Below are 14,035 nucleotides of genomic sequence, written 5' to 3'. Positions count from 1 at the left end.
CTCCTAAAAAAAGCTTATTGGATCTATTGTAGTACTTAACTTAAATCCATTTAAATCTAATTTATATTTATTGTCTATAAGAATTTCTTTTATAATTCTTACTATTTCTTCATTTTCATCTTTAATTTTTATATTTATATCAAATCTATAAAAATTATTTATTCTATTTACCGGGCTCGGATTAGGTCCTATTAACTCTATATCTTTTAAATTACTTTTTAATATTTCATTTTGAATATATTTTTGTATTTCAAATAATTTTAATCTTGTTTGTGCCCTATTCATTCCAGAAAGCTTAATATTTATCAATTTATAAAATGGAGGATATTTATATATCTCCCTATAATTGATTTCCATATCGTAAAAAGACTTATAGTCATGTTCTTTACTGGTTTTTATTGCAAAATGATTAGGTTTATATGTTTGTATAAACACCTGTCCCTTTTCATCTCCTCTTCCCGCTCTTCCAGATACTTGAGTTAAAAGTTGAAATGTTTTTTCTGATGCTCTATAATCTCCCATATTTAAACTAATATCTGCAGCTATTATTCCAACTAAAGTTACATTTTTAAAATCAAACCCTTTTGTAATCATTTGAGTTCCAATTAAAATATCTATTTCATTATTTTTCATCTTCTCATATAATTTTTCATAAGAATCTTTATTTGAGTTTGTATCTCCATCTATTCTATAAATTCTTGCTTTAGGGAATAAATTTATACATTCTTCCTCTAATTTTTCTGTTCCAGCTCCAAATTCCTTTATATACTTACTACCACAATTTGGACAAACCACAGGTTTCATTTTTGTTCTTCCACAATGATGGCAAATCAACCTATTTGACGACTTATGATATGTCATAGAAACATCACAATGAGTACAAATTTCTACATGCCCACATCTTCTACAAAATATATATGATGTATGTCCCCTCTTATTAAGAAACAATATACTCTGTTTACCTTTTTTTAAATTACTTTCTACCGCTTCTTTAAGTTCTGAACTAAAAATAGATATATTCCCTTTTTTTAATTCTTCTCTCATGTCCACAATTTCTACTTCTGGTAAAACAGAATTTGTAGCTCTGTTTTCTAAAGTATATAAGTTATACTTGCCTGATATAGCATTGTTATAAGAAATAATGCTAGGTGTAGCTGATCCCAATACTAATTTCCCTGAATTTTTTAAAACTCTTTTTTCTGCAATTTCTAGAGCATTGTATTTAGGATTTTTTTCACTAATATAACTAGTTTCATGTTCTTCATCGACAATAATTATTCCTAATTTATCTAGTGGTGCAAAAACAGCTGATCTTGCACCTACAACTATTTTAAAATCTCCATTTTTAATTTGTTGCCATTGCTCAAATTTTTCACTTTGTAACAGTTTAGAATGCAAAACCGCAACTTTTCCAGGGAATCTTCCAGAGAATCTCTCTATGGTCTGTGGAGTTAGTGATATTTCGGGAACTAAAATAATTGCTGTTTTTCCTTTATTTAAAACTTCTTCTGTCAACTGCAAGTATATCTCTGTTTTTCCACTTCCAGTAACTCCATGAATTAAATTAAAGTTTTTATCTGAATTTAATATATTATAAAAAACTTCTTCTTGTTCTTTGTTTAGTTTTATTTTATTATATTTTTTATTGTTTTCTACTACTTCTCTATAATATACTTCTTCTGTCTTTAAAATAACTTCTTTTTCAAGTAAACTTTTTATAGAACTTGAAGTTGTAGAAGTTTCTTTTAATAGTATACTTTGTTCTACTTTCCTATTTTTTTCTAAATATTCTATAATCTTAATTTGTGATTTAGCATTTTTTTTGATTTTATCAAAATAAAAATCATCCCTTAACTCAATAAAAGTTTTAGATTTTATTTTACTTTGATTTTTTATTATATATTTAGTAGATATATTATTATTGTCTACTAAGTAGCTTAAATCAGTATTTAACTTTGGAAATTTTTCTGTAATTTCTTCTATATTTTTAGAGAATTTAAGAAAATTTAATAGTTCTTTATTTTTTTCATCAAATTTATTATATTTATCAAAATAATACACTTTTTCTAAATCCTTCCAATTCCCTGGTGGAAGGATTGTTTGGAAAGCTGATGATAAATCAGACAAATATTTATCTCTCATAAAAAATGCTAAATCAATTAACTCTTTACTTACTATTGGTTTATCATCTATTATTTCAGATATATTTTTTAGTTTATAGTTTCCTAAAAACTCTTTTTGTATATTTACAACTAATCCTAGTCTTTTTTTATTCCCTTTGCCAAAAGGTACAATCACTCTCTTCCCAATCTCTACACTATTCTCTAATTTTTCATTTACTGAATAGGTATATAATTGGTCTGTTACTCTAGTTTTATTTTCTAGAACAATTTCTAAAAATTTCATTTTATTTAATTAAATCCAATATATTATTTGCAACTTCTCTTTTTAACATTAATGGCAAATCTACAATTTTATTTTTTGATATTATTTTTACTCTATTTGTATCTACATTAAAACCTGCATCTGGTTTAGTTATATCATTTGCTATTATATAGTCTAAATTTTTTCTTTTTAGCTTACTTTTTGCATTTTCTATCAAACTATCTGTTTCTGCTGCAAATCCAATTAGTAGCTTATTATTTTTCTTGTTTCCAAAATAAGCTAAAATATCTTCATTTTCTTTAAGTTCTAAAATTAAGTTACTACCTGTTTTTTTTATTTTACTACCAGAAACTTCCTTAACCTTGAAATCACATGGAGCTGCAGCCATAATTAGACAATCTGTCCAATTAAAGTTTTTTTCAATAGCTTGTTTTAACTCATTATTTGTATTTACAAATATACTTTCTACTTCTTTTGGAACTTCTATAGAACTAGGTCCTGAAATTAAAATAACTTCTGCTCCTCTTTTTTTAGCATTTTCAGCTATTGCATATCCCATTTTCCCACTAGAATCATTTGTAATATATCTAACAGGGTCTATTCTTTCTGTTGTTGGACCAGCTGTTACAATAATTTTTTTACCTTTTAAATCTTTTTCTATAAAGTATTCATCTATTTTTCTAGCAATTTCTTCTGGTTCTGCTAATCTTCCATCACCAATAGTATTGCAAGCCAAAACTCCAACTTCTGGATTTATAAATTGAACTCCACGTTGTTTTAGCTTTTCTATATTTTCTACAGTAGCTTTATTATTTAACATATTAGTATTCATAGCAAGTGCTATCATTAAATCTCTATTATAAGCTAGTACTGTTGATGTTAAAAGGTTATCTGCTATGCCATAAGTTATTTTTGCAACTGTATTTGCTGTAGCTGGTGCTATTAAACATAAATCTGCTCTCTTTGCCAACTCAATATGCTCTACCTCTTCATGGTGACCTAAATGAAACATATCAGTATGAACTTTACATTTTCCCATAGTTTCAAATACTAAAGGAGAAATTAATTTTGTAGCAGATTCTGTCATAATTATTTCTAGTTCGTATTCTCTTTTTATTAACCTTGAAACCAAGTCTACAACCTTATATATTGCAATTCCAGCTGTAACACAAAGTAAAATTCTTTTTTTTGACATTATTCACTCTTTTCTTCTGTAACTTTATCTTCCATTATCTCTTTTATTGCTATCGTAACTGGATTTTTATCTTTTGTTTTTATTAAAACTTCTGAGCCATCTATAATTTTTCTAGCTCTTTTTGATGCCATTACACATATTGCATATCTACTATTGCTAACTTTTTCTAATTCTTTAAATGATGGGTTTATCATAATTCCACTCCTTGTATATTCGTTACTTTAAGTTTTTCTGCTTCTATAATACTTTCAATACTTTTTACAGTTGAATCAACTTCACTATTTATAACTGCATAATCATATTTATCTATAAAAGATAGTTCATCTTTAGCATTGTTCATTCTTAAATTAATAGTTTCTTCATCTTCTGTAGCTCTTTTTTCTATTCTATTTCTCAGTTCTTGTAAGTCTGGAGGTAGTAAGAATATATATACTGCTTCAGGATAATTTTCTTTTACTTGTAATGCTCCTTGTACATCTATTTCCAAAATTACTATATCACCTTCTGATATTTTATCTAAAACGTAACTTTTAGGAGTTCCATAGTAATTTCCATGTACCTTTGCATACTCAATAAAATCACCTTCTTCTATTTTTTGACTAAATTCATCTATTGATAAAAAGTGGTAATTTTCTCCATCTATCTCATGTGGTCTTTTTTTCCTCGTAGTAGATGAAACTGAATATTTAATATCATCTCTTTTATTTAATAACGCTTCACAAACAGTTCCCTTACCGACACCTGACGGTCCTGATAAAACTAATAAAAATCCATCTCTCATGTATTCCTCCAACTATTCTAAATTCTGAATTTGTTCTCTAATTTTTTCAATAATTGATTTTAATTCTATAGCATATTCTGTTAGTTCAGTATCATTTGATTTTGAACTAATTGTATTAACTTCTCTATTCATCTCTTGTACTATAAAATCTAATTTTCTACCTATCGGAATATATTTTTTTATAGTATCTTCAAATTGTTCTATATGAGATTTAAGTCTAACTATTTCTTCAGTAATATCTGACTTTTCTGCAAATAATGCAATTTCTAAATTTATTCTTTCTTCAGCTAATTTGTCGAATTCTTGAAATACATCTTGAATTTTCGTATATAGATCTTCTCTATACTTTTCTGCTAATTTAGGAGATCTTTTTTTAATTTTTACTACTAAATCTTTCATTTCTTTAGTTTGTTCTAATATTATTTTAACTAAATTCTCTCCTTCAATACTTCTCATTTCACTTAACTCTTTGCAAGTATTTTCTATTATTTCTAATAAAAATGTTCTTGTAATATCTTCGTCAAGTTCATCATGCTTAAGCTCAATGACACCATCATATTTTAAAATATGGTTTAGTTTAACATTTTCTTCAATGTCTAAATCATCCTTTAAATCTTTTAAAGAATTGTTAATCATTTTCGCAAGTTCATAATCTACTACTATTTTAGAAGTATTCCCTAATTTCCTAGTAGATTTTATAAATACATCTACTCTGCCTCTATTTAGATATTTTCTTATTGTCTTTTTTATATCTTCTTCCATATAATTAAAATAATATGGAGACTTTATCTGTATATCTAAATATTTGTTATTTACAGTCTTCATTTCAACAGTAATTTCAAAATTATCATTTTCTCCATCGCTTCTGCCGAAACCCGTCATAGAATAAGCCATACTCTTCTCCTTCAAATATTATAATTATTATATGGTATTACACCTGTCAACTAAAATCAATGATTTATTACATTTTCTTAACATATTCTGTGATATAATAATTTTTAGAAGGTGATAATATGAGTTTTGACGGCATAGTTACAAGAGCAATTATTGAGGAACTTAATGAATCCATACTTAATGGAAAAATAAATAAAGTTAATCAACCAGATAAAAATTGCCTAGTTTTGAATATATATAATAAAAAAAATTACAAATTGCTAATTGATGCTTCTAGCAATAATCCTAGAATAAATCTAACAAATTTAAATAGAGAAAATCCAATTCAAGCTCCTAACTTTTGTATGTTTTTAAGGAAACACATACAAGGAGGAATTATTAAATCTATAAAACAACTTTCTCTTGATAGAGTTATATTAATTGAAATTGATACTTTAGATGAACTTGGCTATCCTATTACTAAGACTTTAGTTATTGAACTTATGGGAAAATATTCAAATATAATACTTATCAACAAAAGTGATAACAAAATCCTCGATAGTATAAAAAGAATAACATTGGATATGAGTAGAATAAGACAAGTTCTGCCTGGTACAAAATACGAATATATTAAAGATGATAAAATAAATATTTTAGATTCTGATATATTACCTAGTACAATCATTAAAAATTTAGAAAAACCTATTAAGCTGTTTAGACTTTTCTATACAAAATACACAGGATTTAGTCCACAAGTCAGTAGAGAAGTTTGTTATCTTTCAAATGTAGATTTTGAAACTAAATCTAATGATTTGAATATCGATGAGCTTGAAAGAATAGATGATAACTTTTTAAAAATCTCTAGTTTTATAAAAAATAATATATACTATTCTGAAATATACAAAGATTTAGATACTAATAAAATACTAGATTTTCATGTCATAAAATTATCTCATTTGGGAAATAATACTAAGGTATTTTCTTCAACATCTTCAATGGTTGATGAGTTTTATTCTTTAACTTCTACTTCAGATAAAGTAAGTCAAAAAACTTCTGTTTTACAAAAAACTGTTAAAAATTCTTTGACTAGAAATATAAATAAACTAGAAAAATTAAAAAAAGAAAAAATCCTAAGTAAAGATAGAGAAAAATATAAAATTTGGGCTGATTTAATTTCTGCTAATAGCAATTATATTAAAAAAGGACAAAAATTATTGATTGCCCAAAACTTTTATGATCCTGAATTGAATACTATTGAAATAGAACTTGACGAAACAAAAAGCTCTTGGGAGAATGCACAATACTATTATAAAAAATATAGTAAATTAAAAACTTCTAGTAAATTATTAGATACTCAAATTCCAGAAGTTGAATCTGAAATAAACTATTTACTTCAAATCTCAAGTACATTAAAACATGTAAGTTCAAGCAATGAAGTTGATGAAATAAGATTAGAGTTAGAAAAAGGTCACTATATTAGAAAAAGATCTAAGAGCAAAATAAAGAACAAGCCCTCTGTACCTTTACACTATTTAAGTAGAAACGGCTTAGATATTTATGTTGGCAAAAACAATACCCAAAATGATTACTTAACATTGAAATTTTCTAATAGAGATGATTATTTTATACATGCAAAAGATGTTCCTGGATCTCATGTAATACTTAGAAATAATAATATTTCTGAAGAAGACATCTTTGATGCTTGTTGTCTTGCTGCATATTATAGTAGTGAGGCTGAGCAAGAATATGTTTTAGTTGACTATACTGAAAGAAAAAACGTAAAAAAATCAAAAGGCTCAAAACCAGGTATGGTTTATTACGATAATTATGAAACAAAAATGATTAATTTAAAAGAATTCAATATAGAAAATTTAAAAAAACTATAAAAGAGATTGACTTATCAATCTCTTTTCATTTAATCTAATTCATAAAAATCGGTATTACTAAAAATTTACTTATTAGAAATAATATTATTAAATGCAATGGATAAAAAGCATAAAATAACCATTTAATATTTTTCCCTTTTTGACCATTATAAAAATATATTAATATAATACTAATTGATGCTATTATAAAATTTATGTCGAATTCGCAAAATCCAGCAATAAATATCCACTCAATAGATAAAAAATACTTAGTAATTTTCGTATCTCTAAAAAAGTAAAAAATAGACATTAGTACTATTCCATAATACCCACCATCTAATTTAAAATAATATGCTAACAAGCTAAATATAACAATTAGTGGTATAGTTAGAAAAATATTGTCTTTACATTTATTTATTAAATATATCTAATATTATTATTAAGAAAATTTAATGAATTACTAATATTTCAATTATTTTATATTTTTTGTAACAAATTCCCTGTCTTGGTTGTATTAATTAATAAAGAAGTAATTTCTTGTATTTACAACTCTAAATGGAGGTTTACTATGAAAAAATGCTTAAATATTTTAATTGTATTGTTAATTTCTTTGTACTTGGTTTCTTGCAATACTTCTACTACAATAACTGAAACTTCAGATAATTTGGATAGTTGGCCTAAAGAAAGGAAAAAAATAGTACTTTACGAAGGGGAAAATAAAAATTGGAAAGCTATATACACTCATTATTTTCTTATTAAAGACGAATTTAAAGTAGAAGATGATTATGGAGAATTATATTTAATAAACAAAGGCAAACCTTATAATGATAGTTTTAAATATCATATTGGTGATGATGCTGCAAGTCATGAAGGGAATATAGAAATATTTACCTTAGACACAAACGAAGTCTATTCAAGTCCATATTTATCCTTAATACCTTCCCCCTCTACTAAAAGAAATAAATTAACTCTAATAATAAATGATTCTGAAACCATAGAACTAAATAAAATAAAGTAAAAAAGACATTTCAAATGAAATGTCTTTTTTACTTTATTTACCTAAAACTGAAATTCTTTTTCTTATGTTATTTCCTTTAGTAGCTTCGTCTACCATTGCTATTGCATAGTCTGCATAGCTTATGGCACTTTCTCCCCTATCATTTAAAGTAAACTCTTCTCCTGATAAAATATATTCTCCTGTTTTTTCGCCATCTGCTTGAAAATCTGCTGCTGGACTAATGTATGTCCAATTTACATCATCTCTAGTTCTAAGTTCTTCTAATGACTTACCCATATTAGAAGCTAATGGTTTAAAACCATCTGGAAAATCATCGCCATCCATTAACTGCATAGTATGTTCTTTATTTGTATATAAACTTCCAGCTCCTCCTACAACTAGTAACCTAGTTTCTTTTCCACTTAATATATCTGCCAAATGTCTTAATGATGTAACATGTAATGGTAAAGTTTCTGGAGTCCAAGCTCCAAAAGCATCTATTACTACATCAAAATCTTTTAAATCTGAAAATTCTAAATCAAAAAGATCTTTTTTTATAACTTTGCTTGCTTCAGATTTATTTTCTCCACGTACAATAGCGGTAACATCTAAACCTCTTTCTACTGCTTCTTTTACTATTAAACTACCTTGTTTTCCATTTGCTCCTATAACTGCTATTTTCATTGTATTCCTCCTTAATTATTTATATGAATTTGATAAATTATCTTTTCAATATTATAATATTACTTAAAGTATCTATTGTAAAGTAAGCACTTAAAGGTTTTATAGTTACTTTTTAGATACTATTCGTAAAATGGAGGTTTTTATGATAGAAAATTTACCTGATTGCCCAGTTGAAATGACTTTAATGTTAATAAGTGACAAATGGAAGGTATTAATTATAAGAGATTTACTAGAAGGAACTAAACGTTTTGGTGAATTAAAAAAATCTATAGGAAGTATTTCTCAAAAAGTTTTAACTTCAAACTTGCGCTCAATGGAAGAAACAGGATTACTCACAAGAAAAGTATATGCCGAAGTTCCTCCTAGAGTTGAGTACACATTGACAGAAACTGGATATAGTCTTCAATCCGTTTTAAATGCAATGACAGACTGGGGTAACAATTATAAAAAGATATTTATAAATAAAAAAGACATTCTTTGCTAGAATGTCTTTTAATACCTTTCTTTAACTGCTCTTTGTATTTTTCTATCTGCATCTCTTTTTGCTATTGTATCTCTTTTATCATATAATTTTTTACCTTTCCCAAGTGCTATCTCCATTTTTATTAGACCTTCTTTCAAATATATATTCAAAGGAACTATTGTATATCCTTTTTCTTTGGTAGCACCAATTAGTTTATTTATCTGTTTTCTGTGTAGTAATAATTTTCTTGTTCTTATAGGATCTACATTATATCTGTTTCCATGATCATATGGGGTTATATGCATATTATATATAAAAAGTTCTCCATTCCTAATTTGGCAGAAACTTTCTTTAATAGAAACTTTACCTTGCCTAATAGATTTTACTTCTGTCCCTTTTAACACTATACCTACTTCATAACTTTCTTCTATAAAGTATTCATGTCTAGCTTTTTTATTATTTGCTATTATCTTTCTATTTTCTTTCGCCATTATTATCACCATTTACAAATTTAAAGTCTATTTGTCTTCTACTACTACTTGCATCTAATACTTTTACTTTTACTTTTTGACCTAGACTATATATTTTCTCTCTTCTCTCTCCAACTACTATATAAGCTTCTTCATCAAAATTATAATAGTCATCATCCATCTGGTTAAATTGTACTAAACCTTCTATACCATTGTCCAGTTGTACAAATATCCCAAAATTAGTTAAAGAAGAAATAATTCCACTAAAGACATCTCCTATATGTTGTTCCATATATTCTGCCATTTTCATATCTATTACTTCACGTTCTGCATCTTCTGCTCTTCTTTCTGTTGTTGAACAATGATAAGCTGTTTCATCTATCATTTCTAAATATGATTTCATATTTTTAGTATTCGGTCTTCCATGTATCCAATTTTTTAATATTCTATGAATAAATAAGTCTGGATATCTTCTAATTGGAGATGTAAAATGAGAATAAAACATACTCGCTAGTCCAAAATGTATTTCAGGTTCTCTACTATACTCTGCTTTTGTAAGACTTCTAAGTAATAAAGTCGATACTAACATTTCTTCTGGTTTATCTTTTACTTCATCTAAAATTTTTTGAAAATCTTTAGAATGTAATTCTTTCCCTTTTACAATATAACCAAATTTTTTGATTATATTTATAAAATTCTCTACTTTTTCTTTTACTGGCTCAATGTGAACTCTATATATAAATGGTTCTTCCATAAATCCAAAATGACTTCCTACTGTCTCGTTTGTAACCAACATAAATTCTTCTATTATTCTATTAGCTACTCTTCTTTCCTCTTTTACTACGTCTACCGCTTTACCATTTGTATCTAAAATTATTTTTGGTTCAATAAAATTAAAATCTATACTTCCTCTAGTTTTTCTCTTTAGATGTAATATTTCAAATAACTCTTCCATAGTTTTTAATTTCTCATTTAACTTAGAATTATTATATACATCATTCTTTCCCTCTAAAATATCTGAAACATTTGTATATACTAATCTGTAATCTGAATTTATTACTGATTCGTAAAATTTATAATCTTTTACTTTTCCCTTTTTATTAATTACCATTCTTGTAGTAATACTTAATCTATCTTCATTTGGATTTAAACTACAAATACCATTCGATAATTCTTTTGGTAACATTGGAATAACTCTGTCTAATAAATAAACGGAATTTCCTCTTCTATATGCTTCTTTATCCATAGCAGATCCTTTTGGAACATAGTGTGCAACATCAGCTATATGAACATATAAAATATAATCTTCTCCATCTCTTTCTATTGATATTGCATCATCAAAATCTTTAGCATCTTCGCCATCTATAGTAACTGTAAACAAATCTCTAAAGTCTTTTCTAGTTTTTATATCTTCAATTTTCACCTTTTGACCAATAGTTTCTGCTTTTTCTATTATTTTTTTAGAGAATTCATATGGAAGTCCAAATTCAACGGCTATACTTGAAATATCAACACCTTTTTGATTTTTATTACCTATTATAGATAAAACTACACCTTCTGGATTTTTACCATTACTTCTTAAGTCTTTCAATTTCACTAAAACTTTATCATTATCTTTTGCTCCATTTTTATCTCCTTTAGATATAAATACATCGAACCCATATTTTGAGTCATCTGGTATAACAAATCCAAAATTTTTTGAAGACTTAAACGTTCCTACTACAGTAGCACTACCTTTTTCTACTATCTTGACAACTTCTCCCTCTGCACTTTTGGTATCAGTCGCATCTTTAATAATTTTTATTAACACTATATCTTTGTGTTTTGCACCATTTAGCAATTCTTTTCCTATATATACATCATTTATATTTTTATTTTCTTCTATAAAATATGCAAAACCAACTTTATTTCCTTGTAGAACTCCTTTATATACACTTGCAGCATTTGATGTCGTATATTTCTCTTTTTTAGTTCTAATTATATCTCCACTCTTTTCCAATTCTTTAAGTATATTAAAAAAGGTTCTATATTCTTTTATATCTATATCAAAATGTAGTGCCAATTCTTCTTTGGTCATAGATTTATAATCTTCACTACTTAAATATTCTAAAATTATTGTTTTTATTTTCATTTTGTACCCTCCAACTTACATTATACCTTATCTTTGTTAATATTATGTAAAAAATAAGAAACTAGATTGCTTGTAAATCATCTAGTTTCTTATTTCTCCTTTTTCTATATGAAGAAGTCTATCTCCTAATATTTCGGCTTCTTTTTCATTATGTGTTATTAATATTGTAGGTATATTCAATCCCTTTATTATATTTCTAAATTCATCATATAATTCATTTTTTAAATTACTATCCAATGCTGAAAATGGTTCATCTAGAAGCAATACTTCTGGATTTGTTACTAAGGTTCTAGCAAGAGCTACTCTTTGCTTTTCTCCTCCAGAAATCTCTGATGGATAAGATTTTAATAAATGTTCTATTTTTAATAATTCTATAATCTCTTTATATATTTCTTCATTTTCAATAGAAAATTTTATATTTTTTTCTACATTCATATTTGGAAAAAGAGCAAAATCTTGAAAAACATATCCTATTTTTCTATCTCTTACTTTAACAAATACTTTTTTTTCTGTATCTACTACTACCTTATTATTTAATAAAATATATCCTCGTTCTGATTTCATTAATCCAGAAATTATATTTAGAGTTGTAGTTTTTCCAGAGCCTGAATTCCCCTGTAATACAAGTATTTCATCATCAACTTCAAAATTCATGTCTAAGTTAAAATGATTCAACTTTTTTGTAAAATCTACAATTAATCTACTCATCAATTAATCCTCTTTTTCTTTAACCATTTATTCAAAAAATATATATTAACAAAACTAAATATTATAACTATACCCATTAATATATTTGCTTTGTCCTTATTGCTGGTTTCTACTGCATAATATATAGCAAGTGGAATTGTTTCCGTTTTTCCTGGAATATTTCCTGCTACCATTAAAGTTGCACCAAATTCTCCTAAAGCTCTTGAAAATGCCAATACAACTCCACTCACAATACCTGGTAATGATAATGGAACCATAACTTTAAAAAATATTTTTAAACTGGATGCTCCAAGTGTTTTGGCTGCTTTTTCATAAACTGGATCAACACTTTGGAAAGCTGATTTTATGCTTTGATACATTAATGGAAATGAGACTACCGTAGAAGCTATACAAGCTGCAATCCATGTGAATATTATAGACATGCCAAAAGTATCTTGTAAAAATATTCCTATTGGTCCTCTTCTCCCAAATAATATCAATAATAAATACCCAACTATTGTTGGAGGTAATGTCATTGGCAATGTAAATATTACTTCAATAGCATCCTTAAATGGAAATTTATATTTTACAAATATATATGCAAAAAATAGTCCCAAAATTAAAGTTATAATAGTAGATATAATTGCAACTCTAAAAGATAGTAGTATTGGATTTAAGATATCCATTATTTTACAACAAAACCATATTTTTCTAATATTTGTTTAGCTTCATCTGTTGATAAATAATCTATGAAACTTTGTGCTGCGTCTTTTTCTTTACTTTCTTCAATAACAGCACCTGGATAAATTACTTCTGTGTACTTACTCGGATTTACTTCTTCTACTATCTTTATTTTCTCTACTCCTGTCGTATCGCTTTTATACACAAACCCTGCATCTACCTCACCAGTACTTACATATGATAATACAGATTTTACATCTTTACCATAAACAAATTTTTCATTTAATTTATCCCATAATCCATAATTTATTAAAGCTTCTTTAGCATACTGTCCTGCTGGTACGACTTCTGGTTCTCCAATAGAAATTTTCCCTTTTACTTCAACTAAACCTTCTATATTTTTAATTTCTTTATTGTCATCTGGAACAATTAAAACTAACGCATTTTTTACTATTGTTTTAACGTTATTTTTCTTTACAAAATTTCCTTCTACTAGTTTGTTCATGTTTTTAGTACTAGCTGAAATAAAAGCATCTATGCCAGCTCCTTCTTCTATTTGTTTTTGCAAAGTACCACTAGCTCCATATGTAAAATCAATATCTAAACCTTTTTCTAATAATAAAGGTTTCATTTCATTGAATGACTCTGTCAAACTAGCTGCTGCCGCTACTGTTAATTTAACCGTTTCCTTAGACTCTTCAGTTTTATTTACTTCTGTTTCTTTAGTATTTTTATTGCACGCTGTAAATGTCAACAATAATGCTAAAAGCATTGAAAAAATTAATAAATATTTCTTTTTAAACATTAAATCACCCTTTCTAAC

At 26.5% G+C, this 14,035-nt stretch carries 15 protein-coding genes; 3 read left to right on the top strand and 12 right to left on the bottom strand.

Annotation, left to right across the window (positions count from 1 at the left end; all coding sequences use genetic code 11):
* Nucleotides 1-3: 3 nt before the first annotated feature.
* The 5 genes from priA to CS899_RS00735 are packed head-to-tail and all read right to left on the bottom strand — an operon-like array spanning nucleotide 4 to nucleotide 5,255.
* Nucleotides 4-2,406 (bottom strand): primosomal protein N', encoded by a 2,403-nt coding sequence (priA, locus tag CS899_RS00755; RefSeq protein ID WP_099203056.1) that lies wholly within the window; start codon nucleotides 2,404-2,406, stop codon nucleotides 4-6.
* A 1-nt stretch (nucleotide 2,407) separates the two neighbouring features.
* Entirely contained in the window at nucleotides 2,408-3,583 is a 1,176-nt protein-coding gene (coaBC, locus tag CS899_RS00750; protein WP_099203055.1) for a bifunctional phosphopantothenoylcysteine decarboxylase/phosphopantothenate--cysteine ligase CoaBC, read from the bottom strand.
* On the bottom strand, nucleotides 3,580-3,774 hold the full coding sequence (gene rpoZ / locus CS899_RS00745; protein WP_099203054.1) for a DNA-directed RNA polymerase subunit omega: 195 nt from the start codon (nucleotides 3,772-3,774) through the stop codon (nucleotides 3,580-3,582). Before rpoZ ends, coaBC begins: the two co-directional genes overlap by 4 nt.
* Nucleotides 3,771-4,361, bottom strand: a complete 591-nt coding sequence (gmk, locus tag CS899_RS00740) for a guanylate kinase (RefSeq protein WP_099203053.1) — start codon at nucleotides 4,359-4,361, stop codon at nucleotides 3,771-3,773. Before gmk ends, rpoZ begins: the two co-directional genes overlap by 4 nt.
* Before the next feature lie 12 nt (nucleotides 4,362-4,373).
* Nucleotides 4,374-5,255 (bottom strand): YicC/YloC family endoribonuclease, encoded by an 882-nt coding sequence (locus CS899_RS00735; RefSeq protein WP_099203052.1) that lies wholly within the window; start codon nucleotides 5,253-5,255, stop codon nucleotides 4,374-4,376.
* 119 nt (nucleotides 5,256-5,374) lie between these two features.
* Between CS899_RS00735 and CS899_RS00730 the strand changes: the two genes are divergently transcribed.
* Entirely contained in the window at nucleotides 5,375-7,120 is a 1,746-nt protein-coding gene (locus tag CS899_RS00730; protein ID WP_099203051.1) for an Rqc2 family fibronectin-binding protein, read from the top strand.
* A gap of 34 nt (nucleotides 7,121-7,154) precedes the next feature.
* Here the strand turns inward: CS899_RS00730 and CS899_RS11120 are convergent, their stop codons facing one another.
* Nucleotides 7,155-7,475, bottom strand: a complete 321-nt coding sequence (locus CS899_RS11120; protein WP_479724602.1) for a TraX family protein — start codon at nucleotides 7,473-7,475, stop codon at nucleotides 7,155-7,157.
* Nucleotides 7,476-7,667: 192 nt separating this feature from the next.
* Between CS899_RS11120 and CS899_RS00720 the strand changes: the two genes are divergently transcribed.
* Nucleotides 7,668-8,117 carry a hypothetical protein gene (locus CS899_RS00720; protein ID WP_099203049.1) on the top strand — a complete coding sequence of 150 codons (450 nt, stop codon included), beginning with the start codon at nucleotides 7,668-7,670 and terminating at the stop codon, nucleotides 8,115-8,117.
* A gap of 33 nt (nucleotides 8,118-8,150) precedes the next feature.
* Here CS899_RS00720 and CS899_RS00715 read toward each other — a convergent pair whose 3' ends face one another.
* Nucleotides 8,151-8,780, bottom strand: coding sequence for an SDR family oxidoreductase (locus CS899_RS00715; RefSeq protein WP_099203048.1), 630 nt, complete (start codon nucleotides 8,778-8,780; stop codon nucleotides 8,151-8,153).
* A gap of 142 nt (nucleotides 8,781-8,922) precedes the next feature.
* On the opposite strand from CS899_RS00715, the gene CS899_RS00710 reads away from it, so the two are divergent.
* Complete coding sequence (locus tag CS899_RS00710; RefSeq protein WP_099203047.1) at nucleotides 8,923-9,264, top strand: winged helix-turn-helix transcriptional regulator; 342 nt, start codon at nucleotides 8,923-8,925, stop codon at nucleotides 9,262-9,264.
* 8 nt (nucleotides 9,265-9,272) lie between these two features.
* On the opposite strand, the gene smpB is transcribed toward CS899_RS00710, so the two are convergent.
* From smpB to modA, 5 genes are all read right to left on the bottom strand, one after another.
* A complete protein-coding gene (gene smpB / locus CS899_RS00705) occupies nucleotides 9,273-9,734 on the bottom strand; it encodes an SsrA-binding protein SmpB (RefSeq protein ID WP_099203046.1) in 462 nt (153 codons plus the stop codon).
* A complete protein-coding gene (gene rnr, locus CS899_RS00700; RefSeq protein WP_099203045.1) occupies nucleotides 9,718-11,844 on the bottom strand; it encodes a ribonuclease R in 2,127 nt (708 codons plus the stop codon). Before rnr ends, smpB begins: the two co-directional genes overlap by 17 nt.
* 81 nt (nucleotides 11,845-11,925) lie before the next feature.
* On the bottom strand, nucleotides 11,926-12,552 hold the full coding sequence (locus CS899_RS00695; RefSeq protein ID WP_099203044.1) for an ATP-binding cassette domain-containing protein: 627 nt from the start codon (nucleotides 12,550-12,552) through the stop codon (nucleotides 11,926-11,928).
* A complete protein-coding gene (modB, locus tag CS899_RS00690; RefSeq protein WP_099203043.1) occupies nucleotides 12,552-13,217 on the bottom strand; it encodes a molybdate ABC transporter permease subunit in 666 nt (221 codons plus the stop codon). The genes CS899_RS00695 and modB overlap by 1 nt, the downstream gene beginning before the upstream one ends.
* Nucleotides 13,217-14,017, bottom strand: a complete 801-nt coding sequence (gene modA / locus CS899_RS00685; RefSeq protein WP_099203042.1) for a molybdate ABC transporter substrate-binding protein — start codon at nucleotides 14,015-14,017, stop codon at nucleotides 13,217-13,219. The genes modB and modA overlap by 1 nt, the downstream gene beginning before the upstream one ends.
* Between the last annotated feature and the right edge of the window lie 18 nt (nucleotides 14,018-14,035).

The organism is Miniphocaeibacter massiliensis (assembly GCF_900232905.1).
Lineage (GTDB): Bacteria > Bacillota > Clostridia > Tissierellales > Peptoniphilaceae > Miniphocaeibacter > Miniphocaeibacter massiliensis.
The sequence above is the reverse complement of the archived record's forward strand: the minus strand, read 5'-3'. Positions and strand labels throughout refer to the sequence as shown.